The sequence below is a fragment of the Mesorhizobium sp. M0587 genome (genome assembly GCF_040320945.1).
Taxonomy (GTDB): Bacteria; Pseudomonadota; Alphaproteobacteria; order Rhizobiales; family Rhizobiaceae; genus Mesorhizobium.
Map to the genome: position 1 here is coordinate 60,750 of NZ_JAMYQP010000004.1, position 22,743 is coordinate 83,492.

The following is a 22,743-nucleotide window of genomic DNA, read 5'->3' on the forward strand; positions in this document are numbered from 1 at the left end:
CCGTTCCGCTGGAGTTTTCAGGTCAGGTAATTCAGCAGGCTGAGTTGCTGGAGGCGCGCCGTCAGAGCGAAGGACGTTTCGATGTGCTGCGTCAGATTGGCGACGCGGGTCGCGGCCTCGGCCGGATCGACAGCTTCGAGATCGAGAATGTGCCGTTCGAACAGGTCGACCTGCGTCGTCATACGGTCGCTGGCGTCGGATACCCGCTTCTGGACGATGCCGGTCTGCGACTGGACCTGGCCGATGCCGCTCAGCGCCTCGCCGACCAGCAACTCGGAACGGTCGACGATCATGTCCTTGGCCGCCTGGCTGATGTTGGTGGACATCAGGCTGGAGACCATGGCCGCTGCCATGGCCAGCTTCTTGATGCCGTCGCTGTTGGCGCTGGTCGAAGTCGCGGTGGTTTCGTTGAGCGCAATGCGGCTGACGATCTGTTCGTCGGTGGCATTCGACCAGTTGGTCTGCCAGCCCGCGCCGAGGAACTGTGGTTCGACGTCGTTGGTGATGAAATCGTCCATCTGGGCGGCGGTGATGTTGGCCGCGGCCGGATCGATGGGCGTGAAACCGAAATGGGACACGAAGGAAGCGTCGAAGGCGGCCTTGGCGGCGGACCCGGCCGCCGTGAAATCGTTGATCGGCTTGACGTCGGTGTTGGTGCCGGCAAACAGGTATTCGCCGTTGACGCTGGTGTTGAGGATGGAGGCAAGCTGCTGGATCGTCGTTTGGCCCATTGATTGGGTCAGCGTATCGGAGTTGTCGCCCGACGACGCGGTCGTCAGGCTGGACAGGAAGGTCTGCGCCACGGTGGAGAGCTGGCCAAGTGATTTCTGGGTCGACGAGAGCCGGGCCGCGACCAGCCCGTTGGAATCGATAATGACGTTGAGCCGGTCCAGGTCGCGCGAGAAAGTGACGGACTGGGCGGTACGCCCGCCCAGCGCCAGGCCGACGTCGGCGACCTTGCCTGTCGAGGACTCTTTGGTCGCTTTGACGAGTTCGGCCTGCATGCGCATCTGCTGATAGCGTATGGCATTGGAGAGGGCGGCCGAGGATACTGAGGTCATTGGCTTATCCCACCGCGTTCAACAGGGCCGTCATCATGTCGTCGACGGTTTTCATCATCCGGGCCGATGCCTGATAGGTGTGTTCGAGATCGAGCATCAGTGACATTTCCTGATCGACGTTGACGCCGGTCGCGTTGGACAGCGCCTCGGCGCTGCGCGACGCCAGTGCTTCCTTTGCATCGGCGGCGGTCGAGACCTGCTGACGCACGCCCTGAAACCAGCCGATCGAATTGGCGGCATAGTCGGCAATGCTGGACGTTGCCGAAATCCCGGCGGCGGGATCGAACGTCATCGGCTGGTCGAGCCGATCGCCATAGGCGATCAGCAGGCTGGAATAGGATGGGCCGCCGCTGGTGTTGGCGATATAAGCCGCGCCGTTGGCGCCGCCGTCGCGCAGCAGCGCTGCATTGCCGCCGGTGCCCGGATCCATCGCGGCGTTGACACTGATCGTGGCGGCAAGGCCGTCGACCAGCGTGCCCGCGGCCGGCACGGCCGGTGCGCCCGACCAGGTGAACAGACCGGCGGCATCGGGGTTCGAAGGCGCGGTCTCGGCAAAGGCCGTGATCAGCCCACGCGCGGTCTCGTCGAGCTGACTCTGCATGGTAGAGGCGATGTCGTCGCGCAACTGCAGCAAGCCGGCGAGCTTGCCGCTGGCGCTGGTGTTGCCGCCGATTCCCGCCGAGATCGGTACATTGTCGATATAGACGGCATTGCCGCCGACACCGGCGGTATAGCCGGCCGAAGGCGTGAAGCTGACGGCGCGTGGTATGGTTTCGAACAGCGTCGTGCCATCGCCGGTCGTGATGACCATGTCATTGTCGCCGCGCGTGAAGGTCGATATCGGAACGTAGTCCGAGATCTTCTTCAACAGCGCGTCGCGCTGGTCGAGCGCATCGGACACGTCGGTACCGGAACGGGTTCCGGAAATCACCGCCTGGTTGGCATCCTGGAACTGGCTCAGCAGGGAATTGAGATCGCTCACCGCCGTGGCGATCTGGCCGTCGGTCTGAGTGCGGAAATCCTGGATGGCCCTGGAGCCCTCGTTCAGGGAGCGCACCACCTGCTTGGCCGCGTCGATGACGCTTGCGCCGAGATTCTGGTTGGACGGCGAAGTGGCGTAGAGCTGCAGCGCCTGCTGCAGATTGCCGATGGCGGTCGAAGGCGAGGAGGCATTGTCAACGCCGTTCACCGAGACGTCCAGCTGATCCATGCCGCTGTAGAGCGTGCTCTGGCCGCTCCAGGCCGAAAGAGCGCCGAGGTTCTGGCGGAAAAGCAGATCGTTGCTAACGCGCTGGATATCGACCGAACGCGCGCCTGGCGCCATGCTGGTGACGGCAGCGATGCGGCGCGTATAATCCGGGCTCGAAGCGTCGGAGATGTTGCGCGTGACAACGCTGGTCTGCCGCGCGGTATTCATAAGCGCCGACTGGGCGATGCTCAATGCGGTGGATAGCGACATGCTGGTCTTTCACGGGCGGTGCCCGGTTTTATCTCTTCAGGTTGACAAGGACATCCATCAGGTCGGAACCGGTCTGGAAGACTTTCGAATTGGCGGTATAGCTGCGCTGCGCCGCGATCATGTTGGTCAATTCCTCGGCGATATCGACGTTGGAATTTTCGAGCGCGCCTGAGACGATGGAACCGAGCTTGCCTTCATTGGCAAAGCCGACGCGCACGGCGCCGGATTCGGTGCCCTGCGCGTAGACGTTGCCGGGAAGCGCCTTGAGCTGGTCCGGGCTCTGCACTTCGGCCAGCGGGATCTTGTAGAGCGCCTTCGTGGAGCCGTCCTTGTACTGGGCGTAGATGGTGCCATCCTTGCTGATCTGCACCTTGTCGATGGTGCTCGGTGCGTTGCCGTTGACCTCGGCGTCCGAAACCGTGAAGCCGGTGCCGAGTTGCGTCAGCTTCGACAGATCGAGGTTGAGGCTGGCGCCGTTCGGCACGGTGAACGACACGCCGGTAGTGGCGCCGGTCAGCTTACCGGTGGTGTTGTCGAAGGTCAGGTTGGCCGAACCCAGAAAGCCGCCCGCGGTGTAGGGGAACGATGTTCCAGGGGTGGCCTTCGACTGATCGAAGACCGCCACTTGCCAGGTGCCGGCGCCGGTGTTGGTGAAGTAGACGTCGAGCAGCTTCTTGTTGCCGAGATTGTCATAGGCAACCATGGAGGATTTCGACGTGTACTGGGCGCCCGCAGCGTTGGCGGCGGGCAGGTTGGCGGTCGCGACCGGCGTCGCGCCGGCGGGGAGATTGCCGCTGTAGGTGCCCTCGGTGCTTGGCGTCGCCGTCATGCCTTGATCGGAGATCACGACCGGAACCAGCCCTTCGAAGCCGTTCACCGTCGCCGCGGGAACGCCGTTGTCGTAGCTGTAGGCCATCAGCTGGAAGCCGGCCGCGTTGACCAGCCTGCCCTGCGCATCGGGAACGAAGGCGCCGGCCCGTGTCAGCAAAGGTGTTCCGCTCGGATCCTGAACGACAAAGAAACCATCGCCGTTGACGGCGAGGTCGGAGACCGAGGTGGTGTATTGGAGCACGCCCGGATCGCTGACCGCCTGCCTGATCGTCGTGGTGACGCCGCCGGAATTGTAGGCGCCGCCCGTCGATGGCATGACCAGCGTCGAGAATTCGGCGGAGGATCGCTTGTAGCCGGTGGTGTCGGAATTGGCGATGTTGTCGGCGACCGTCGACAGGCGGTTCGCCTGGGCGTTCATGCCGGAAACGCCGGTCCGCATCATTCCGTAGAGGCTCATCGAAATGTCTCCGCAATATCCATGCCACTGGCAGCGAGGCTACGCGTCGTGTCTTGCGCGAGGCTGGCGCGGCACGGCATCAGAACACGAGCCGGTAGCCGAGGAAGCGTTTGGAATCGATCGGGTCGGTGCCCAGCTTCTCGCGCAGTTTCTTGCGCAGCTTGCTGATGTGGCTTTCCACCACGTTCTCCTCGACCTCTTCGTCGAAGATGCCATAGATGGCGTTGAAGACCTGGGTCTTGGTTACGCGCCGGCCGCGATTGCTTGCCAGATATTCGAGGATACGGCGCTCACGGCGCGGCAAGGGAAGCGGCTGGCCGTTGATCTCGGGATCGCGGCCGTCCATGAAGATGCGCATGGCGCCTATCTCGGTGTAGGCGACGTCCTCATGGGCGCGGCGGCGGATGGCGGTGATGCGGGCCAGTATCTCGCGGATATGAACCGGCTTGCGGATGACGTCGTCGACCCCGCTCTCGAACAACCGCAGCGTGTTCTCCAGCGAATGCTGCTCACTGAGAGCAATGACCGGGGCTCCGGTGCGGTCGCGGATCTGGCGCGGAGAGATCGTGCCTTCGCGGCAGTCACCTAATAGGAAGGCCCGGACCGAACGCAGATCGGTGTCGGCGGCCGAGTTCACCCACTCGCCGAATTCACCGGATGCGAAGCCTGCGCAGGCGACGCCCTCACGGTCAAAAAGTGAATTGTATCCCTCTGTTACGAGCTCTCGCTCGTCAACGATAACGATCATCGGCCCGCCTCCGAATCAAATCATTTGCCCCGTGAGGAGAGGGGTATCGGTTGGCGGGAATCCTGAACAACCGTCATTTCTTGTAGCTATTTTCTTGGGAGTCTGGAATCGTGCCGGTTGCATTAGCGTGCAACCGCATATGCTTGGCGGGGCAAGTCTTGACCAAGTCAAACGACAACCGGGGGACCGCGCGATTGGCGGGCCAGAAGTGACAAATACGCTTATGGGTTGCAGAAAGTCCGGGCGTTGGCCGTCCATTTGCCAAAACCGGTGGCAACCATATTGGCGATGACGCGGCAGACATAGACCTTCTGTGCCGGGTCGTTGTCGGGGCCGGCATGATAGCGGGCGACAGCCATCGACCAGGTTTCGTGGCGGGCGTGGAGACTGGCCAGGAAGCGTGCTGCATAGTCGACGTTCTGACGCGGGTCGAGCATGTCCTCGACGCTGCGGAAATGCGAGGCGTGATAATGGTGGTTGATCTGCATGCAGCCGAGATCGATCAGCGTCTTGCCCTCGCGCCGGGCATTGGCGAAGGTGGCAAGTGCTTCCGTCCGGCTTCTCGGGAAGACCGCTTTTCCTTCTATATTCAACGCGTTGGGCTGGAGGCTGCCCTTGTTTCCGGTCTCGGTCAGGCCGACGGCATAGAGAATGCCGGCTGGCACGCCATAGCGATCGGCGGCGCGCAGGATCTCGGGCTCGCAAGGATTGGTGGCGGCGGCAGCGCCGTCCGCGAGGCTAGATAAAGATATCGCCGCCAGCGCGCTCGCGAGAAGGCGAAGCGGCGCGGCCGTAGTCCTGCGCGTCATCATGGCTGCCCCTCGTGGATTGCTGACCCGGTTGCTGGCCGCCGTTGCCGCCGCCTGAGTTGCCGGGCTGAAATGAGGATTGCTCGCGGCCAGGTGCCGCGGCCTGGGAAGCGGTAGCATCCGCCCGAGTCGTAGCCAGGACTGCTATTCCTGGTTGCATTATGGTCACCTTGTCAACCTCGAAACCCAATCCACGCAGCGACTTGACGATGGCCTCGCTGTCGCTTGAAAGCCGGCGGTAGGCATCGTGCGTTTCGGGTTTCAATTCAATCGAGAGTTGTTCCCCGGCCAGGCGCAGATGGGCGGTGACCATGCCCAGCTCGGCCGGGTGGAGTTCTATCTTCAACACATGTGTCGGAACGGCAACAGGGCCGGCCAGCTGGGCGGTCGCGGAGGCTGTCGAAAGCGCCTGGCGCGGGCCGCCATCGGCGGTTATGGCGCCGATCACGCTAAGTGCCGCCTGGCTCATCGGAACTTGCGGCGGAGCCGGGAAGCTGCGCTCGGAGACCACGTCGATGCGTTCTGCCGAGAGCTGTTTTCCGGCTTCGGACCGCAGCGAGGACTGGACGTCGGCGATGGACCTGGGCTGGTGCATCGCCTGCTTCGGCTCCACGCCCGGCACTTCGGCCGTCTTCGTTTCGAGCAGCGCGCTGGTCGCGGCCGCAGGATCGCGCCCTGGCGTACCGGAGGCGGCATCGCGGACGGACTCGAGCTTGGTCAATGCCCCATCGACGATCGCCGCCCGCTCGGATTTCGACACGGGTTCGAGGTCGTCGTACCCTGCGGCGGATTTCATCCGATAGGCCGTCGGCAGGAGTTTTCCGTCGACAGCCGCATCTGGTCCGCCTTCGCTTGCGTTAGCCGACTTCCCCGATGTCGAGAAATGACGCAGGTCATGCAGGGCGATCAGCAGCGGCAGATGATCCTGGAGCGGTGTCGCGCCGGCTTCGGCCGCGGTAACATCGGTATCGGTATCGGCATCCGTGTCCTTGCCCGAAGCAGCGTCCTTGGCGTCCTTCATCGGCCTCGCCGGCGGCGATCCGGCGGGTGCTGCCCTTGGCTTGCCGGCCGGCACCGGCTCGTCCTCGCCCTCACGCGCCGCAAGGCCGGCGGCAAGCTTGCTCAAGCGCTGATCGCGCGCCCCGGTCTCGGTCGCAGGCTGCTTCTCCGGGTGGCTCGCGCTGCCGTGCAGCATCTTGCCAAAACCCGCTTCGTCGTTCTTTCCGGCCGCGCCCGGCTGCTCCGAAGACGAGCGCGCGACGGTAAATCCTGGCAGGGCCTGGCCGAGGCTGGGGGTCATTTCGGGGCGGCTCCAAGCATCTGGTCGATCAGATCGAGTTGTCGACGGGTTTTGGTCATGGCGGCATCGGTCGGGTCGGCCGCGTCCGGGCCGGGCGCCGGCGCCGATGCCGGCACGATCGTCGGCGCATCGGTTGGGGCTGCCGGGACCGGCGCGTCCGGTGCAGCGGCATCGGTGCCGCCGGATGGCGCAGCAGCGGCCTGCTCGGAAACCACGCCTTCGACCGGCGGCAGTTCGGCCTCTTCGTCGGTTTGCGGGGCAGCGACAGGCGTGGGTCCAGGCGGCGGCACAACGGCTGCCGGCGCTGGAGTTGCGGCGGAAACGGAAGCAGGCGGCGCCACCACTTCGCCGGCGATCGCCTGGGCGGCGTCGAGCAAGGCGCGGTCGCCTTCCGACAGCCTGCTGCGGTCGATCTTGCCCAGTTTGACGCGCACGTCTTCGATGGTGCCGGACGTCACTGTCGACAGGCTGGAATAGAGCAGGGCGCGCGGATCGCCCAGATTGGTGTTGCCATCGCGACCTTGCTCGGCGCGCGCCGAGGCGAAGGCCGACAGTTCGCTCAGGCCGTCGATCGCGGCACGGCGGGCGATGCGCAGATAGATCACCTTCTCGCGCTCGGGGTCCATCATGGAGGTGATGTCGGCAAGCTTGTCCTGGCTGATCGACATATGCAGCGCGATGACCCCGGAGACAAAGGAGTCGGCGAACTGGCTGGCATAGGGAGAATAGAGATAGCGCTCGACATACTGGGTGGAGGCAAGCGCGAACCGTGCCGCGTCGCCTTGCGCCACGGCGATGCCGACCGAGCGGCGCAAGGCTGCTTCCTCGACCAGAGTGCCGGGGCCGAGCAGTCTGGCCTCGTCGAGCAGCGTGAGCGCCGCCTTTGGCTCATCGCCGGCGAGCAGCGAACCCTTGACCAGAGCAAGGAACGCGCCGAGATCGCCGGGCACGGCCATCGGATCGATCGGCCTCAGGGCTTCGATCGCTTCGCCGGGCCGTCCGTTCAGATAGTCGATGATGCCCTTGGTGATGGCCAGGTTCCGAGGGTCCGTGATGGAGCGCGAGACCGCCGCCTCGACAGTCATCGGATTGCCGCCGCTCATGCCGTAGACCAGAAGTGCGCGAAAGTTCTTGGGATCCTTGAAATCCTCGACGTCCGCCTCGCGCAGCCGCGCGTCGGTCATCTCGAGCAGCTTGGCCTGCATCGGCAGCGCGGCATGATCGCCGGCGGCGATGCGGTCCTGGATGAGCTGCAGCGAGCGCACCAGCTGATAGGGCTGTAGCGTATCCTGGGCGAAGCCGGCCGACGGATGGCCGGCGGCCAGCAGCAACAGGCCCATCACGCGGCGGGTGAGCGCCAGCCGCATCATCCGCCGGTCGCCATCAGGATTTCGATGCGTCGGTTAACCGCCGACATGGGATCGGCTGCATCCTTCGGCTGGCGGTCGGCGAAACCGGCGACCTCGGTGATACGACGTTCGTCGACGCCGCCGCGCACGAGCATGTAATAGGCGGAATGCGCGCGCGCCGTCGACAGCCGCCAATTGTCGTAGCTGGCGCTGCGGAAGGGCCGCGCGTCGGTGTGGCCGTTGATGCTGACGGTGCCTTTCTGGCTGTTGACGATGCGGCCGATCTTTTCCATCGCCAGCACCAGTTCGCGGCTCGGCACCGCCGACCCGACTTCGAACATGCCGAAATCGAGCTGGTCGGTGATCGAGATGATGACGCCTTTGTCGGTGGCTTCGACCGAGACGCCGTCATGCAGCTTGTCGCCAGGCTTGAAGGCGTCGGCCAGCTGCCGCTTGACGTCGGCGGCTGCCTTTTGCGCGGCAGCGGTCGGCGCCTTTTCGCCCGCATCGGGCTTTGCGGCCTCTTGCGCGTCGGCGGTTTTGTCTATCTTGGCCGCCTCGGCGGGCTTGCTGTCGCCGGCCTTGGCCATCGCCGCGGCTGCCGCCTTGTCATCCTTTGCCAAGGGCTCGAGCGGCGCGTCCTTGACGGGCGGTGCCGGCGGCACGGCCTTGACCCTGGCGACCTGCGTCTCGGCGACCTTGTCGCCCGGCTTCAGCGGGTCGCCCTCGATCCTGGGGCGCTGGGCACTGGCCTCGGCGCCCGGTGCCGCGACCTGCTGCGACCAGAAATCCGGCTCGAAAGGGTCGCGATAGGACGCGCCGCCGGAGGCGCCCGTCGCCGGGCCGGCACTCTGCGCGCCGCCGTCGCCCTTCTGGCTGACGTTCTGCATCACCCCGGTGTCGGTGGCGATTTCCGAAAGCACCGCGTAAGGGTCGGCGAAGAGTTGCTCGTCGGGCTGTTCCGTCCGCTGCGGCTGCTGTTTGTCCTGCTTGTGGTCGGATGAGCCGGCGCCGCCTGTGCCGCCCTGTCCGGACTTGGCCGTCGCCTCCTGCGGGTTGTCGGCCGTCAGCCCTATCGCGCGAGGCCCGTCGCCGAGATCCTCCAGGCCCTTGCGGCTCGACGTGCGGTCGACCAGCTTGACGGGGTTGAAATAGCTGGCGACGGCTGACTTGGTCTGTTCGTTGGCGGCGTTGATCAGCCACATGACCAGAAAGAAGCACATCATGGCCGTCATGAAGTCGGCGAAGGCGATTTTCCAGACGCCGCCATGATGACCCTCGTCGTGGTCGTCGTGACCGCGCCGCACGATGATGATCTCGTGCCTGCCTTGATCGGCGTCGGCGACGCTCATGACAGGACCTCGGAAAGTGTTGCCGACCATTCGGCCATGCGCGTCTCGAATACCGCCTCGTCGATGACGACCGTGAGGTCGAATCCGGGCGCCTCGACGAAGTCGAGATTTGCCGCGCGTGGTCCAAGCGATGTTTTCAGCGTCTCGAACAGCGAGAGCGGCCCGCGAACGGCGATGCGCACCGCTTCGCCGTCGCCGACCGCTTCGCGGATCGCGCTGGCGAGCGCTTCAAGCGAACGCTTCTGCAGGTCGTCGCTGACGACGCCGCCGATTATGCGCGCGACCGTCGCCGCGACGAGGTCCGTCACGCGCGCCTCCATGGCGCCGATGCGCGACGAAACGGCCGTGCCTAGGTCGCCGCCGAAGCTTTCGAGAAAGGCTCTTGCCTCCTCGGCATGGGCCTTGCGTTCCGCTTCCAACGCTGCCTCGTGGGCAACCGAAAGGCGTTCCGCGAGCGTGACCTCCGCCTGGGCGACCGCCTCGGCGATAAGAGTACCGATGTCAGCCTGCGGAGTTGCCTGCTCGGGCCTGGCCGGGGCATCGGTCGCGGCCTGAGGTTGGCTGACGCGTTGCGTGCGCGTGCCAAAATCGGGGAGGAGATCGAAAAGGGCTGCGGAGGGCATGGTTTACGCCGCGATTTCCTGGGCCGCCCATTTGCGCAGGATCTGCGCAGTGCGCTCCTCGTTGATGTCTACCATGCGGGCAAGCCTCTCCTGCGGCGCCGGCCTGATCTTCTGGCGGAGGTCGTCGAGGGCGTTGGAGCCTGGCCGCGCGCCTGGCAAGGCGCCGATGGCGGCACCCGCGTCGGCGGAAGCCGACGCTTCCGGTGTCGGCAGCGAACGCTGGACTTCATCGAAATTGGGGCCCGATATGGCAGGCGTCGCCTTCGCCGTCAGCGCCGCCGCCATCGGCCGCAGGCCGAAGAAGGCGACGAGGAAGACCACGACGATGAAGGCGCCGGCATTGATCATCGTGCCGGCATGCTGGCCGATGGAATCGAGCATTCCCGCCTGCGGGATCGCCTCGCCGTCCAGCCCGTCGATGAACTCGACCGCCGAGACGTCGATGACGTCGCCGCGCTTATCATCGAAGCCGGTGGCCGAGGTCACCATCTTCTGGATGTCGGCGACGCGCTTGGCGATCTGGTCCGGCGTCGCATCCTTGCCAAGGATCGACTTGAGCCGGTCCTGGTTGACGACGACGGCGATCGACATTTTGGTGACGCTGTAGCCGTTGGAGACGGTGGCGATCTTCTTGGAGTTGATCTCGTAGTTGGTGATCTCTTCCTTACGGTCGTTCTGCGAGGACGATTGCGGACCGTCGGTGGCCGTGGTCTGGGTCTCGGGCAGGTTCTGCTCGACGCTGGCCGGGGTCGAGGCCTGCTTCTGGTTGTTGTTCTCGTTGGCGCGCACCGACTGAACCGAACGCTCGACGCGCGACTCGGGGTCGAAGATCGTTTCCTCGGTCTGGCGGGTGTCGGTGTTGACATCGGCCTTGACGCTGGCGCGGAAATTGTCGGGGCCGAGATAGGGGGTCAGCGCGCGGCGGATATTGTCGCCGATCTGCGCCTCCACGGTCTGCTCGACGCCCAGCGTGCGGGCGGCACTGGTGTTGGAGGGATCGTCGCCCGCCGCCAGCAGATTGCCGTTGGAATCAAGCACCGTCACCTTGTCGGCCGACAGGCCGGGGACGGCGGCGGCGACGAGATGGCGGATCGACGTGGCACTTTTCTCGGCGTCGATGCCGGCATAGCGGATGACGACCGACGCGGAGGGCTGTTGCTCGTCGCGGCGGAAATTGGCGCGCTCGGACATGACGATGTGGACGCGCGCCGCCTTGATGCCTGATATCGACTGGATGGTGCGGGCGATCTCGCCTTCCAGCGCACGCACGCGAGTGATCTGCTGCATGAAGGAGGTGAGGCCGAGCGAGCCGACATTGTCGAACAGTTCATAGCCGGCATTGGCGCTGGTCGGCAGGCCCTTTTCGGCCAGCAGCATGCGCGCCTGCGCCGTGGTGCCGGCGGGCACCAGCACGGAGGCTCCGTCGGCGCCGACATCGAAGCCGATACCGGCCTCGCCCAGCACCAGGCCGATCTGATTCACATCGGAGCGGTCGAGCCCAACGTAGAGTGTGTCGTAGGCCGGGCGGTTCAGGTAGACCGAGGCGATGCCGATGACGCCCATCACCAGAATGGCGATGCCCGCCAGCATGGCGAGGCGCTTCACGCCAAAACCGCGGAGATTGGAGATGATGCTCTGGATCTGTTCCGGCACGGTTCGACGACTCCCAGCATGACTGTCCGCCGGAACACTAGTCCCCGAAGCTTGTGCGAAAATGAAATCGGGCCGCGCTTGCGGCGCGGCCCGTCAATCGGATGGAAAAGAGACGCGCAGGCGGCGCGTGCGACTAGCTCTTGAACAGCGACAGGATCGACTGCGAGGAGCTGTTGGCGATCGACAGTGCCTGGATGCCGAGCTGCTGCTGCACCTGCAATGCCTGGAGGCGGGTCGATTCCTTGTTCATATCGGCATCGACGAGCTGGCCGACGCCACGATCGATGGAGTCCATCAGGCTCTGCGTGAAGGTCTTCTGCAGGTCGATGCTGCTCTTGGCCGAACCGAGGATGGTGGCGGAGTCGGTCAGCTGGCTCATGACCTTGTCGATCTTGCCGATCATCTGGATGATGATGTCGTCGGTGACGCCGGCTGCCGTGATGTCGAGATTGTAGGCGGAGACGTTGTCGACCTTGGTGACCGCTCCCGCCGCGGTCTGGCCGGCGCCGTTGGCGGCGATGTCGGTGGCGCCGCCGGCGAGCGCGGTCGCATAGGCGGTGTCGTACAAGGTCTGGGCGGCCGCTGTGGAATAGACCGAGGTCTGGCGGTCGAGGATGCCTTGGTTCTTGACCTCGGTGGAAAGGCCGTAGTCGAAAAGCTTGGTGCTCTCGATGTTGATGTCGATGGTACCGAGCGAGATGGCGCCCGACGAGGAGCGATTGAACGAGGAGACGATCTGCGAGTCGGGCTGGACGCCGTCATTGGCGGCCGCGACCTGCTTGGAGGTCACCGAAAGGAAATTCGAGCCGGAAAAGGTGGCCGCGTCGGCGAAGGATTTCATCTGCGCCTGGAGTGCCGTGATTTCGGTCTGCGTCTTCGCCTTGGCGGCATCGGTCTGGCCGACGGTGGAAAGCAGCTTGGTTTTGATCTTGCCGATCGTATCCAGCACGTTGTTCATGCCGGTATAGGCGGTGTCGACCTTCGAGGCGCCGAGACCGAGCGCGTCCTGCACCGTCGACAGCGCCTGATTGTCCGAGCGCATCGTGGTAGCGATCGACCAGTAGGCGGCGTTGTCGGAGGCCTCGGAGACCCTGTAGCCCGTCGAGATCCGGGACTGCGTCTGTTCGAGCGATTTGTTGGTGGCGTTCAGGCTTTGAAGCGCGGTCAAAGCCGCAGCGTTTGTCATGATGCTCGCCAAGAAACTCGCTCCTTCTCTGTGGCCGGTCTTTTCTAGGACCGGCATTGGCCTCGCAGGCCGCATCGGCCCGCCCGCAGATTGCCGCCGTGCCGATCGGGCCGATTCGCCAACCTGTTGTAAGCTATTGGTTAACCATGACTAGCGCGATATGGTTAACGGCCTGTTAAAGGCCAGCTTTCGAGAGTTAAGGAACGAGGGTTGCGCGAGGCTGGAGCAAACGCAAATCGGGCCGCGCTTTTGGCGCGGCCCGATTGCCTGATGTGGTCGGTTTGAGAGCGATCAGCCGCGGAAGAGCGACAGGATCGACTGCGACGAACCGTTGGCGATCGACAGCGCCTGGATGCCGAGCTGCTGCTGGACCTGCAGGGCCTGGAGGCGGGTCGATTCCTTGTTCATGTCGGCATCGACGAGCTGGCCGACACCGCGGTCGATGGAGTCCATCAGGCTCTGCGTGAAGGTCTTCTGCAGGTCGATCGAGCTCTTGGCCGCACCGAGCTTGGTGGCGGAGGTCGTCATGCCCTTGAGCGCGGCGTCGACGACGTTCATCATCTGCTGGATCTGGCTGTCGCTGGCGGCCGTTGTGCCCGAGAAGATGGTCAGCGAGGAGACCGAATAGGTGTCGGTGGCCGCTGCGGCAGCGCCCAGGGTCGGGTTCGATGCCGTGGTGACCGCGGCGCCGGTGGTGCCGAGGCGGGCCGTGTCGAGGATACCCTTCGCGGTCGGAGCAGCGCCGGAGTCATAGAGCTTGATGCTTTCGACGTTGACGTCGATCGTCGAGATCGAAACCGCGCCGGCGGCACTGCGGTTGAAGGCCGAAACGATCTTGACGTCGGCGGTGGTGCCCGTGGCCGTGGACACCGAGAGCATGTTGGTGCCGGAGAAGGTGGCGCCGTCGGCATAGGCCTTCAACTGGTCCTGAAGAGCCTTGATTTCGGTCTGGGTCTTTTCCTTGGATGCGTCCGTCTGGCCGTAGGACGCGGTCAGCTTCTGCTGGATCTGGTTGATGGTGGTGATCGCGCTGCTGATACCGGTGTAGGCGGTGTCGACCTTCGAGGCGCCGAGGCCGAGCGCGTCCGAAACGGTGGACATAGCCGCGTTGTCGGAACGCATCGTGGTGGCGATCGACCAGTAGGCGGCGTTGTCCGAAGCCTGGGAGACGCGATAGCCCGTCGAGATGCGGGACTGGGTGGCTTCGAGGTTCTTGTTTGTGGCGTTCAAGCTCTGCAGCGCGGTCAGCGCCGAGGCATTGGTCATGATACTGGCCATGGCTACTCGTACCTTGTTTTTACAGGTGTTTTTTTGACATACCGGATTGTCCGGTATGACGGAGCGGCATCATGCCCATGACCGTTGAAATCGATCACCCGCCATCTGCGAGCGACTATGGCGGCAAGTCCCTACCAAAGGGCTAAACCGGACGGTTAATCGAAAATAATCTTCGGGAAATTCGATGGCGCCTCGCGCCGGCCGATCCATCCGGCAGACCGTGCCTTTTTGCCGTGACGGCGAGACGCAGAGACGATTAGTGGAAGGAACGCACTAGGCTGCCGACGAGCAGATTCCAACCATCGATCAGGACGAAGAACAGGATCTTGAACGGCAGCGACACTACGGTCGGCGGCAGCATCATCATGCCCATCGCCATGGTGATGGTGGCGACGATCAGGTCGATGACCAGGAAAGGCAGCACGATCAGGAAGCCGATCTCGAAGCCGCGACGGATCTCCGAGATCATGAAGGCAGGCACCAGGATGCGCAGGTCGATGGTCTCGCGCGAAACGGCTTGGCCGCGCTCGCGGGCAAGGTCGGCGAACAGGTCGAAGTCCTTGTCGCGCACATTGTGCAGCATGAAGGTGCGGAACGGATCCGAGATCTTGTCGAAGGCCTCGGTCTGGCTGATCTGGTTGTCCATCAGCGGCTTGACGCCGGTGTTCCAGGCCTGGTCGAAGGTCGGCGCCATGACATAGAAGGTCATGAACAGCGACAGCGAAATGAGAATGAGGTTTGCCGGCGTCGACTGCAGGCCGATGCCGGCGCGCAGGATCGAGAAGGCGATGACGAAACGGGTGAAGCTCGTCACCATGATCAGCAGCCCCGGCGCCACCGACAGCACGGTCAGCAGGCCGAACATCTGAATGATGTAGCCGACGGTGGCGCCGTCGGCCTTGCCGATGCCGCCGAGATCCAGCTGCTGGGCCGCCGCGACGGAGGTGGCGGCGGCGATCAGAGCGGCGGCGAGAAGGAACTTCCTCATTCGACCAGCAATGTCCCTATGAGTACTTGTTTGGCGTGCCCCTGGCTGCGGATCGAGGCGCGTTCCTCGAGATCCGCCTTCAGGTGCTGGTAGCCGCTGGCGCCTTCGATCTGGTGCATCTTCAAGGTGCGCACGAAGGCCAGCAGGTCCTGATGGATGTCATCGGCCATCGCTGGCGGCTGTGGTGCGTCATAGACCACGGACACCTCCATCCTGATCCAGGTTTCGGCCGGCGAGGCGATGTTGGTGGTGATCGGCGCCAGCGCGACGAGCGTGGGTCCCGCGCTTGGTTCCGATGCGTCGGGCTGGGCGACCTTGCCCTCGTTCTCCGGCGCGGCCGGCACCGGCACCGGTCCGCCGACGCCCTTGAGATAGCCTCCGGACATCCAGCCCATGCCGATGGCGGCCGCCGTCACCACGAGCAGCATGGCGCCCTGGACGGCAAGGGAAGGACCCTTGCGAGACGGAACCTGTTCGACATTGGCCATGGTACTGCGGTCTCCAACGCCTAAAACGGAAGAACCTGGTCGAGGACCTGCTGGCCGTAGGCCGGCTGCTGGACCTCGCTGACGCGGCCGCGGCCGCCATAGGAGATGCGCGCCTCGGCGATGCGTTCATAGGAGATGGTGTTCTCCGCGCCGATATCCGACGGGCGCACCATGCCGGCGATGGTGAGGACCCTGAGCTCATAATTGACGCGCACTTCCTGTGAGCCCCTGATCATCAAATTGCCGTTGGGCAGGACCTCGGTGACGACGGCGGCGACGTTGAGCTCCAGGTTCTCCGAGCGCTTGATCTCGCCGTCCGCGTTGGTTTCGGTGCTGGAGCTCAGGCCGGCGTCGCCCTTGCCGCTCGTGCTGTTGCCCTCCCATCCGAGCGTGACATCGTAACCCAGCTTGCGCGCGGCGGTGCGGCTCCTGTCGTTCTGGTTCTTGAAGTTGGCCTTGTCGTTGAGCTTGATCCTGACGGTGAGAATATCGCCTTCGCGCAACGCCCTGGGGTCGGTGAACAGCCGGCTCTGGCGATCGTCCCACAGCGAGAATTTCTTGACCGGCGCCGCAGGCGGCTCGGGATAGCTATAGGGCGAAGCTCCGTCGTTGCCGATGCCGGAACCGACCGGCGACAACGACGGTTCCCTGCCGATCTCCTTGAGGTTAGTTCCGCAGCCGGACAGTGTCGCCACCGCGCACAGGATGAGCATTCTGCGGATCATGATGGATCTACCCTTCGGGCCGCGCTGGCCATGATGCCGGTGAGCGTCGCCGCCGCCTTCTGGTCCATTTCGTTGAGGATGACGCCGGCCTTTCGTGAATCGAGCTTCATCAGGATGGCGGCGGCCAGATCGGCGTTGACGATCGCCAGTCGCTCCGCGGCCGCATCGGGCTTCATGCCGGCATAGATCTTGACGACGCTGTCCTCGGCCCGGGCCAGGAAGACCTCGCGACGCTTCAGCCAGGTCTCGTATTCAGCTTTTTTTTTGTCCAGCGCCTTCATGCGCTGGTCGATCCCCGCCTGGAGCTGTTTCAGTTCGTCCGCCTGCAAGACATAACGGCGGTCGCGGGCGGCATCGGCGATGTTGGAGCAGAAGCGCTGGATTTCGCTTTCGTCGGGCAGCTTTTGCCTGGCCAACTGCTGTGGCGCCGGTGCGGGCGGCGCCCCGGGCAGAAGCTGGCGAACGGCCTCCTCGCCAGATGCGCCGTTGCCGGAGAAGGACACAGCCGTGAGAGCGGCGGCCACAAGCAGGATAGTCCTGGTGCGGCGTCCGTCATTGGCTGAGAGAAAAGGGATCATCGGCATCGCCTATTGGAGAACCAGATCGGCTTGCAGGGCGCCGGCCGATTTGATGCCTTGCAGGATGGCGATGATGCCGTCCGGCTTGACGCCAAGGCGATTGAGGCCGGAGACGAGGGTTTGCAGATCGGGGCCGTCAAGCACGGCGACGCGGGCGTCGGGCCGGCTGGCGTCGATGGCGGTGAACGGCTCGACGGCGGTTTCGCCCTTGGAGAAGGGCTCGGGTTGCACGATGCGCGGCGCTTCCGTGATGCGCACGGTCAGCGTGCCGTGGCTGATGGCGACGCGCGAGATCTTGACGTCGTTGCCGATGACGATGGTGCCGCTGCGCTCGTCGATGACGACGCGGGCCGGCGTGTCGGACTCGACCACCAGATTCTCGATCTCGGCATAGAAACGCGCCGCCGAGACGCCCTTCGGTCGCCTGATCTGCACGGTGCGGGAATCGCGCTCGGCCGCCACGCGTGCGCCGAAGCGCTGGCTGGTATAGCCGTTGATCGCGTCGGCGATGCGGATGGCGGTCGAGAAATCGGGATTGCGCAGTTGCAGCGTCAGGGTCGCCTGGTCATCGAACTCGGCTTTCACCTGCCGCTCGACGATGGCGCCGTTCGGCACGCGGCCGGCGGTCGGCACGCCTTGCGTCAGCTGCTCGGCCTGCCCTTTGGCGGTGAAGCCGGAAACGATGACCGAGCCTTGGCCGACGGCATAGATCTCGCCATCGGCCGCCTTCAACGGCGTCATGATCAGCGTGCCGCCGGCAAGCGAGGTGGCGTCTCCCATCGACGACACGTCGATGTCGATGCGGGCGCCCGACTGCACATAGGGCGGCATATTGGCGGTGACGATGACGGCGGCGACGTTCTTGGCGCGCGCGCTGCCGCCTTCGGTGGCGATGCCGAGATTTTCGAGCATGGCGCGGATCGACTGCTCGGTGAAGGGGGAATTGCGCAGGCTGTCGCCCGATCCGGCGAGCCCGATGACCAGACCGTAGCCGACAAGCTGGTTGTCGCGCGAGCTTTGCAGTTGGGCGATGTCCTTGATGCGAGAAGCGACCTGGCCCGGCGGCAGCGTGCTTGGACCGGGCGAGACGCGGAACATGCGGGTGGTGGTGGCCGGATCATATTCCGGATCGACGAAGGCGCCACCATTCCTGGCCGCAAGCTCGCGCTTGGCCTTCGGCGTGAGGCCGTCGGCGAGCGCCGGCTGCAGGCCGAGCGCGGCCGCGAGCAAAAGGGCAAGCGCGCGCATCATGAAGTGCCGACCCGGATGGTTCCGTCGGCCATCACCGTGCCGGAGAGAATTTTGCCGCTGTCGACGTTGCGGACCTTGACCAGATCACCGGCCGAACCCGGCTGCAACGTCACGGCGGTGGCTGATATCGTCAGTCCGCCAGCGATGAAGAAGACCTGCACGGCGGCGCCCTGTTCGACCAGCCAAGCCTCGCGGATGGCGGTGGCGGGGATGTAGCGGCCGGGCAGCAGCGTGCGCTTCGCGACCTTGCCCTGCAGCTCCTCGGCGCGGGTCGCGACAGCGTCCGGCTTGTGCTTGCCCGGGACCAGGGTCACCTGTTTCAAGGCGGCGAGCTCGATGGTCTCGCCGGGATAGATGACCCGGTTTGGGATCAGCACGACCTCGCCGGCAGCTTGATTGCTGGCGATCCGGGTGGCCGATTGGTTTGCCGTCTCCTGAGCGAAAGCCGGCATGCCGCCGGCCACCAGCGCCAGAACAAGCGCGGTGCGAAGCAAAGCGGAGCAGGAGACCGGCATTGCCATCATCCGTTACCTGATGTTCTTGGAAACGACCGAGGCCATGTCGTCGGCGGCCTGGATGACCTTGGAATTCATCTCATAGGCGCGCTGCGCCGAGATCAGTTCGGTGATTTCCTTGACAGGATCGACATTGGAAGCCTCGAGATAGCCTTGCTGGATGGTGGCGAAGCCGGGATCTCCGGGCACGCCGGCATTGGCCGGGCCGGACGCCGTCGTTTCCTGGAACAGATTGTCGCCGAGCGGCGCGAGGCCCGCCTCGTTGGCGAAGTTGACGATCTGGAGCTGGCCGAGATTCTGCAAATCGGTCTGGCCGTCGATACGGGCAAACACCTGGCCGGTCTTGTTGACGATGACCTCGACGGCGTCGACAGGCACGCTAATGGCCGGAATGACATTGGCGCCGTCCACGGTCACCAACTGGCCGGTCGCATTGGTGTTGAAGGCACCGGCGCGGGTATAGAGCGTACCGCCGTCCCCGCCCTCGATCTGGAACCAGCCCCTGCCGGTAAGCGCCATGTCGAAACTGTTGCCGGTGCTGGTCAGCTCGCCCTGGGTGTGGACGTTGCGCACGGCGGTCGTCTTGACGCCGAGGCCGATGGAAACGCCTTCCGGCACCAGCGAGGCATTGGAGCGGTTGGGCACGCCTTGCGTGCGGTCGACCTGGTAAAGCAGGTCGGAGAATTCGGCGCGCGCGCGCTTGTAACCGGTGGTGTTGATGTTGGCGATATTGTTGGCGATGACTTCCAGATTGGTCTGCTGGGCATTCATGCCGGTGGCGGCGATGGCGAGTGCTTTCATGACCTGGCTCCTCAGATGCCCATGCGACTGACTTCGAGATAGGCCGAGACGACCTTGTCGCGGATGGCGACGGCGGTCTGAAGCGCCTGCTGCGCGCTCATCACGGCATCGACGACCTGGCGGGTGTCGGCGTCGCCCTTGAGCGCCTGGAGCGACACCTGCTCGGCATTCTGCAAAGTGCTGACCGTCTTGGAGGCCGCCTGGCTCAGCGCTTCGGCAAAGGACGTGCCGAGATTGCCTGATGTCGTGGGTGCAACGCCGCCCTGAAGCAGGTCGGTCGCCGTGTCGCCCAGCCCAGGCTTGAGGTTGAGCGCGCCGATGCCGTTCACGATCATTGGTTCCTCATCAGGTCGATGGTCATTGAAATGAGGTCGCGCGCCTGCTTCACGACTTGCAGGTTGGCCTCGTAGGAGCGGTTGGCCTCGGTCATGTCGGCCATTTCGATCAGCACGTTGACGTTGGGCATCTTGACGTAGCCCTTGTCGTCGGCGGCCTCGTTGCCGGGCTGGAACTCGACGGGGAAGTCACTGGGATCGCGATCGATCGAGTTCACTTCAACCGTCGAGCTGCCGGAGGTCCGGTCGAGCTCGGAAACGAAGCTGATGGTCTTGCGGCGATATGGGTCGGCGCCGGGCGTGGTGCCGGTCGACTGGGCATTGGCGAGGTTTTCCGAAACCACGCGCAGGCGCTCCGATTGAGCGCCGAGGCCGGAAGCTGCGACTTTCAGGGCTGCGGTCAATGCGTCCATGATCAGCTCTTCACCGCCATCATCATCATCGAATGAAACGCTTTGACGATCGCCGTGTTGAGCTCGAAGGAGCGGCGCACCTCACCGGCCTTGAGCAGCTGGTCTTCCAGCACCACCGAATTCTTGGACGGCATGACGCCGCCGTCATCTTCCTGCGGCTTGATCGCGAAGCCGGCATTGGTCGCCGCGTTGCCGAGATGGCCGGCCTGCGTTGTCTGCAGCGACACGGCGGCGCGGTCGAGCACCTTCTCGAACGGCTCGACATCGTTTGCCGTGTAGCCCGGCGTATTGGCGTTGGCGATGTTGCCGGCGACCGCCGACTGGCGAACGGCCAGCCACTGCGCTTGCTTGGCGGCGAGATCGAAAAGGGAAACGGGCTCCATGGGAATCTCCGGGCATGTGCCCAAAGACTAGGCCGCCAGTCTTGCGCGGACCTTGCGGATGGCCGCAAGGCAGAGCCGCGACTGACCTACCTGGAAAGCTCGATCACCTGGTCGGCGCTGGTGAGCATGACCCATTTGCCGTTGCGCTGCTCGATCGACGACACTGTGCTGGAATCCGGCAGCGTGGAGCCGCGCTGGACGATCCACAGGCCGGAATCGTCCTCGATCATGGCGCGGCCGTTGGCGACATGAACCATGCGGAATTTCGCGACATCGGCCGGGAAGGGCTGCTCGCCGGGCGGCATCGGATTGACATCGTCCTGCACCGTTCCGGTGGCAAACAGGTCGACGCTGGCGTTGGGTACGTCCTTCACCGTCAGCGGCGCGCTGCGTTCGGCCATCACGCCGCCGCCCTCGCGTCCCGAATTGCTGCCGGTGCCGCCGAACTTGATCGCCTGAACGCCGAACTGTTCCTGGTTGAAGAAGATGTACCAGGGAAACAAGGCACAGGTCAGGCCCAGCGTAACGCCGAGCGCGGCGATGACGAGGTCGCCGCGCCGGTCCGCCTTCTTGCCCAATTTGGGAAACTGCGGCCTTGGCGGCTGCGGCCATTCGTGTCTGGAAGGCGCCTGCCGTTTTCCTGGCGAAAACAGCCCGTCGATGGCCGAGTTGCGGCTGGCCTCGATCTCTTCTTCGGCCTTTGCCTCGGCGATCATCTCGCGCAGGATGCGCTCGGTCTGCTGGAGTTCAGTCCCCTGGTTCGGCATTTTGCTTTCCCTTGAGATAGCGGGCGAGATCCGAGAACGGATCGGCCGACGGGCGGTCCTTCGGTGATTGCGCCAGCGCCTCGTAGATCAGCGGCACCTGGCGCACGGCAATGTCGAGTTCGGCATCGACACCGCCCTGATAAGCGCCAAGCAGGCGGATGTCGCGGGTATCCTCGAAGCGTGAGATCATCGACTTCAGCCGCGTCACCAGGGTGCGCTGTTCGACGCTCCAGGCCTTGCCGGCCAGGCGCGAGATCGACGACAGCGGATTGACCGGCGGATAGCGGCCCTGTTCGGCGATCATACGGTCGAGCACGACATGGCCGTCGAGGATGCCGCGCACGGAATCGGCGACCGGATCGTTGTGGTCGTCGCCATCGACCAGCACGGAGATGATGGCGGTGATCGATCCCCTGCCTTCAATCCCGGGGCCTTCCGCGCCCGGTCCGGCGCGCTCGAGCAGCTTCGGCAGCTCGGTGAAAACCGAGGCTGGATAACCGCGGGCGACCGGCGGCTCGCCGGTTCCGGTCGCCACTTCGCGCAGCGCGTGAGCGAAGCGGGTGATCGAATCCAGCACCAGGAGCACACGGTGGCCCTGGTCGCGAAAATGCTCGGCGACGCGCATGGCGGTGTCCGGCGCGCGTCGGCGCATCATGGCGCTCTCGTCGCTGGTGGCCACGACGGCGACGGTCTTGGCCATGCTGTCGCCGATGGTGTCCTCGAGGAATTCGCGGACCTCGCGGCCGCGTTCGCCGATCAGCGCCACGACGACGGTGTCGAACGCGTCGGCGCCGGCGAGCATGGCCAGCAGCGTCGACTTGCCGACGCCAGAACCCGCAAAGACGCCGAGGCGCTGGCCCAGGCACAGCGGCGTGAAAATGTCGATGACCTTGACGCCGGTCATGAACGCCGTGCCAACGCGCTGCCGGGCCATGGCGCCGGGCGTCGTGGCACCGCCCGGCATGTCGCCACCCCTGGTCAACGGCGAGCCGCCGTCGATCACGCGGGTGAGCGCGTCGATGGTGCGGCCGCGCCACGAGGCGTGCGGCGCCACCGCGAGCGGACCCCGGCGGAACACGGCGTCGCCTATACCGGCGTCGGCGCTGCGTTCGAACGGCGCCACGACGACCTCGTCGCGGCTGATCTTGACGATCTCGCCGCGGCGCGCGCCGGCCTGGCCGCGCTGCTCGACGATGTCGCCCAATCTGGCGAAGTCGGAAAGGCCGCGCACCTTGTAGTGGGTGGGCGTTACTTCGGAGACGAGGCCGCCGCGCTTGACCAGCGCGTCGGCGTTGCCGAAGCGCCGCAATATCCGTTCAAGCGCGGCAAGCCGGTCCTCCGGCGCGGGCTGGAGCTGTCTTTCGGGTGCGCGTAAGGATGGCTGGAGCGGCAT

The 22,743-nt window shown here is 64.7% G+C and carries 24 protein-coding genes; all 24 read right to left on the minus strand.

The genetic code is table 11. The annotated features are described in order from the left end of the window. Positions 1-17: 17 nt before the first annotated feature. The 24 genes from NKI49_RS04960 to fliI all read right to left on the minus strand — a co-directional run bounded on the left by NKI49_RS04960 (position 18) and on the right by fliI (position 22,743). On the minus strand, positions 18-1,061 hold the full coding sequence (locus tag NKI49_RS04960; RefSeq protein ID WP_352603168.1) for a flagellar hook-associated family protein: 1,044 nt from the start codon (positions 1,059-1,061) through the stop codon (positions 18-20). A 4-nt stretch (positions 1,062-1,065) separates the two neighbouring features. Further along, positions 1,066-2,520, minus strand: coding sequence for a flagellar hook-associated protein FlgK (flgK, locus tag NKI49_RS04965; RefSeq protein ID WP_352603170.1), 1,455 nt, complete (start codon positions 2,518-2,520; stop codon positions 1,066-1,068). 28 nt (positions 2,521-2,548) lie between these two features. Continuing rightward, positions 2,549-3,808 carry a flagellar hook protein FlgE gene (locus NKI49_RS04970; RefSeq protein ID WP_352603172.1) on the minus strand — a complete coding sequence of 420 codons (1,260 nt, stop codon included), beginning with the start codon at positions 3,806-3,808 and terminating at the stop codon, positions 2,549-2,551. 79 nt (positions 3,809-3,887) lie between these two features. After that, positions 3,888-4,556 (minus strand): response regulator transcription factor, encoded by a 669-nt coding sequence (locus tag NKI49_RS04975; protein ID WP_027024218.1) that lies wholly within the window; start codon positions 4,554-4,556, stop codon positions 3,888-3,890. A gap of 221 nt (positions 4,557-4,777) precedes the next feature. Continuing rightward, the gene (locus tag NKI49_RS04980) at positions 4,778-5,365 is read right to left on the minus strand and encodes a transglycosylase SLT domain-containing protein (RefSeq protein WP_352603277.1); all 588 of its coding nucleotides are present in this window, start codon (positions 5,363-5,365) and stop codon (positions 4,778-4,780) included. Then, positions 5,295-6,665, minus strand: a complete 1,371-nt coding sequence (fliK, locus tag NKI49_RS04985; RefSeq protein WP_352603174.1) for a flagellar hook-length control protein FliK — start codon at positions 6,663-6,665, stop codon at positions 5,295-5,297. Before fliK ends, NKI49_RS04980 begins: the two co-directional genes overlap by 71 nt. Continuing rightward, on the minus strand, positions 6,662-8,035 hold the full coding sequence (locus NKI49_RS04990) for a MotC family chemotaxis protein (protein WP_352603176.1): 1,374 nt from the start codon (positions 8,033-8,035) through the stop codon (positions 6,662-6,664). Before NKI49_RS04990 ends, fliK begins: the two co-directional genes overlap by 4 nt. Continuing rightward, complete coding sequence (locus tag NKI49_RS04995) at positions 8,032-9,366, minus strand: MotB family protein (protein WP_352603178.1); 1,335 nt, start codon at positions 9,364-9,366, stop codon at positions 8,032-8,034. Before NKI49_RS04995 ends, NKI49_RS04990 begins: the two co-directional genes overlap by 4 nt. Beyond that, complete coding sequence (locus tag NKI49_RS05000) at positions 9,363-9,989, minus strand: hypothetical protein (protein ID WP_352603180.1); 627 nt, start codon at positions 9,987-9,989, stop codon at positions 9,363-9,365. Before NKI49_RS05000 ends, NKI49_RS04995 begins: the two co-directional genes overlap by 4 nt. 3 nt (positions 9,990-9,992) lie before the next feature. Next, positions 9,993-11,642, minus strand: a complete 1,650-nt coding sequence (fliF, locus tag NKI49_RS05005; RefSeq protein WP_352603182.1) for a flagellar basal-body MS-ring/collar protein FliF — start codon at positions 11,640-11,642, stop codon at positions 9,993-9,995. A gap of 133 nt (positions 11,643-11,775) precedes the next feature. Next, entirely contained in the window at positions 11,776-12,840 is a 1,065-nt protein-coding gene (locus NKI49_RS05010; RefSeq protein ID WP_352603184.1) for a flagellin N-terminal helical domain-containing protein, read from the minus strand. A 279-nt stretch (positions 12,841-13,119) separates the two neighbouring features. Beyond that, a complete protein-coding gene (locus tag NKI49_RS05015) occupies positions 13,120-14,106 on the minus strand; it encodes a flagellin N-terminal helical domain-containing protein (protein ID WP_352603186.1) in 987 nt (328 codons plus the stop codon). Positions 14,107-14,362: 256 nt separating this feature from the next. Continuing rightward, positions 14,363-15,094 carry a flagellar type III secretion system pore protein FliP gene (gene fliP, locus NKI49_RS05020; protein ID WP_352603188.1) on the minus strand — a complete coding sequence of 244 codons (732 nt, stop codon included), beginning with the start codon at positions 15,092-15,094 and terminating at the stop codon, positions 14,363-14,365. Then, entirely contained in the window at positions 15,091-15,582 is a 492-nt protein-coding gene (locus tag NKI49_RS05025) for a flagellar basal body-associated FliL family protein (RefSeq protein ID WP_352603190.1), read from the minus strand. Before NKI49_RS05025 ends, fliP begins: the two co-directional genes overlap by 4 nt. A gap of 20 nt (positions 15,583-15,602) precedes the next feature. Then, on the minus strand, positions 15,603-16,307 hold the full coding sequence (flgH, locus tag NKI49_RS05030; RefSeq protein ID WP_352603192.1) for a flagellar basal body L-ring protein FlgH: 705 nt from the start codon (positions 16,305-16,307) through the stop codon (positions 15,603-15,605). Further along, positions 16,304-16,891, minus strand: a complete 588-nt coding sequence (locus NKI49_RS05035; protein WP_352603194.1) for a MotE family protein — start codon at positions 16,889-16,891, stop codon at positions 16,304-16,306. Before NKI49_RS05035 ends, flgH begins: the two co-directional genes overlap by 4 nt. A gap of 3 nt (positions 16,892-16,894) precedes the next feature. Further along, the gene (locus tag NKI49_RS05040; RefSeq protein ID WP_502899530.1) at positions 16,895-18,136 is read right to left on the minus strand and encodes a flagellar basal body P-ring protein FlgI; all 1,242 of its coding nucleotides are present in this window, start codon (positions 18,134-18,136) and stop codon (positions 16,895-16,897) included. Beyond that, the gene (gene flgA / locus NKI49_RS05045) at positions 18,133-18,657 is read right to left on the minus strand and encodes a flagellar basal body P-ring formation chaperone FlgA (protein ID WP_502899531.1); all 525 of its coding nucleotides are present in this window, start codon (positions 18,655-18,657) and stop codon (positions 18,133-18,135) included. The genes NKI49_RS05040 and flgA overlap by 4 nt, the downstream gene beginning before the upstream one ends. Positions 18,658-18,663: 6 nt before the next feature. After that, a complete protein-coding gene (gene flgG / locus NKI49_RS05050; protein WP_352603198.1) occupies positions 18,664-19,452 on the minus strand; it encodes a flagellar basal-body rod protein FlgG in 789 nt (262 codons plus the stop codon). An 11-nt stretch (positions 19,453-19,463) separates the two neighbouring features. Beyond that, on the minus strand, positions 19,464-19,787 hold the full coding sequence (gene fliE / locus NKI49_RS05055; protein WP_027024234.1) for a flagellar hook-basal body complex protein FliE: 324 nt from the start codon (positions 19,785-19,787) through the stop codon (positions 19,464-19,466). After that, complete coding sequence (flgC, locus tag NKI49_RS05060; RefSeq protein WP_027024235.1) at positions 19,784-20,200, minus strand: flagellar basal body rod protein FlgC; 417 nt, start codon at positions 20,198-20,200, stop codon at positions 19,784-19,786. Before flgC ends, fliE begins: the two co-directional genes overlap by 4 nt. A 2-nt stretch (positions 20,201-20,202) precedes the next feature. Next, entirely contained in the window at positions 20,203-20,583 is a 381-nt protein-coding gene (gene flgB, locus NKI49_RS05065; protein WP_352603201.1) for a flagellar basal body rod protein FlgB, read from the minus strand. 86 nt (positions 20,584-20,669) lie between these two features. Then, a complete protein-coding gene (locus tag NKI49_RS05070) occupies positions 20,670-21,350 on the minus strand; it encodes a hypothetical protein (protein ID WP_352603203.1) in 681 nt (226 codons plus the stop codon). Next, positions 21,331-22,743 (minus strand): flagellar protein export ATPase FliI, encoded by a 1,413-nt coding sequence (fliI, locus tag NKI49_RS05075; RefSeq protein WP_352603205.1) that lies wholly within the window; start codon positions 22,741-22,743, stop codon positions 21,331-21,333. The genes NKI49_RS05070 and fliI overlap by 20 nt, the downstream gene beginning before the upstream one ends.

Bases quoted from the DNA above. Each gene is read 5' to 3' on its own strand.
- NKI49_RS04960 (WP_352603168.1), bottom strand. From the start codon at position 1,061: ATGACCTCAGTATCCTCGGCCGCCCTCTCCAATGCCATACGCTATCAG.
- flgK (WP_352603170.1), bottom strand. From the start codon at position 2,520: ATGTCGCTATCCACCGCATTGAGCATCGCCCAGTCGGCGCTTATGAAT.
- NKI49_RS04970 (WP_352603172.1), bottom strand. From the start codon at position 3,808: ATGAGCCTCTACGGAATGATGCGGACCGGCGTTTCCGGCATGAACGCC.
- NKI49_RS04975 (WP_027024218.1), bottom strand. From the start codon at position 4,556: ATGATCGTTATCGTTGACGAGCGAGAGCTCGTAACAGAGGGATACAAT.
- NKI49_RS04980 (WP_352603277.1), bottom strand. From the start codon at position 5,365: ATGACGCGCAGGACTACGGCCGCGCCGCTTCGCCTTCTCGCGAGCGCG.
- fliK (WP_352603174.1), bottom strand. From the start codon at position 6,665: ATGACCCCCAGCCTCGGCCAGGCCCTGCCAGGATTTACCGTCGCGCGC.
- NKI49_RS04990 (WP_352603176.1), bottom strand. From the start codon at position 8,035: ATGATGCGGCTGGCGCTCACCCGCCGCGTGATGGGCCTGTTGCTGCTG.
- NKI49_RS04995 (WP_352603178.1), bottom strand. From the start codon at position 9,366: ATGAGCGTCGCCGACGCCGATCAAGGCAGGCACGAGATCATCATCGTG.
- NKI49_RS05000 (WP_352603180.1), bottom strand. From the start codon at position 9,989: ATGCCCTCCGCAGCCCTTTTCGATCTCCTCCCCGATTTTGGCACGCGC.
- NKI49_RS05015 (WP_352603186.1), bottom strand. From the start codon at position 14,106: ATGGCCAGTATCATGACCAATGCCTCGGCGCTGACCGCGCTGCAGAGC.
- fliP (WP_352603188.1), bottom strand. From the start codon at position 15,094: ATGAGGAAGTTCCTTCTCGCCGCCGCTCTGATCGCCGCCGCCACCTCC.
- NKI49_RS05025 (WP_352603190.1), bottom strand. From the start codon at position 15,582: ATGGCCAATGTCGAACAGGTTCCGTCTCGCAAGGGTCCTTCCCTTGCC.
- flgH (WP_352603192.1), bottom strand. From the start codon at position 16,307: ATGATCCGCAGAATGCTCATCCTGTGCGCGGTGGCGACACTGTCCGGC.
- NKI49_RS05035 (WP_352603194.1), bottom strand. From the start codon at position 16,891: ATGCCGATGATCCCTTTTCTCTCAGCCAATGACGGACGCCGCACCAGG.
- NKI49_RS05040 (WP_502899530.1), bottom strand. From the start codon at position 18,136: ATGATGCGCGCGCTTGCCCTTTTGCTCGCGGCCGCGCTCGGCCTGCAG.
- flgA (WP_502899531.1), bottom strand. From the start codon at position 18,657: ATGGCAATGCCGGTCTCCTGCTCCGCTTTGCTTCGCACCGCGCTTGTT.
- flgG (WP_352603198.1), bottom strand. From the start codon at position 19,452: ATGAAAGCACTCGCCATCGCCGCCACCGGCATGAATGCCCAGCAGACC.
- fliE (WP_027024234.1), bottom strand. From the start codon at position 19,787: ATGATCGTGAACGGCATCGGCGCGCTCAACCTCAAGCCTGGGCTGGGC.
- flgC (WP_027024235.1), bottom strand. From the start codon at position 20,200: ATGGACGCATTGACCGCAGCCCTGAAAGTCGCAGCTTCCGGCCTCGGC.
- flgB (WP_352603201.1), bottom strand. From the start codon at position 20,583: ATGGAGCCCGTTTCCCTTTTCGATCTCGCCGCCAAGCAAGCGCAGTGG.
- NKI49_RS05070 (WP_352603203.1), bottom strand. From the start codon at position 21,350: ATGCCGAACCAGGGGACTGAACTCCAGCAGACCGAGCGCATCCTGCGC.
- fliI (WP_352603205.1), bottom strand. From the start codon at position 22,743: ATGCCGCTCCAGCCATCCTTACGCGCACCCGAAAGACAGCTCCAGCCC.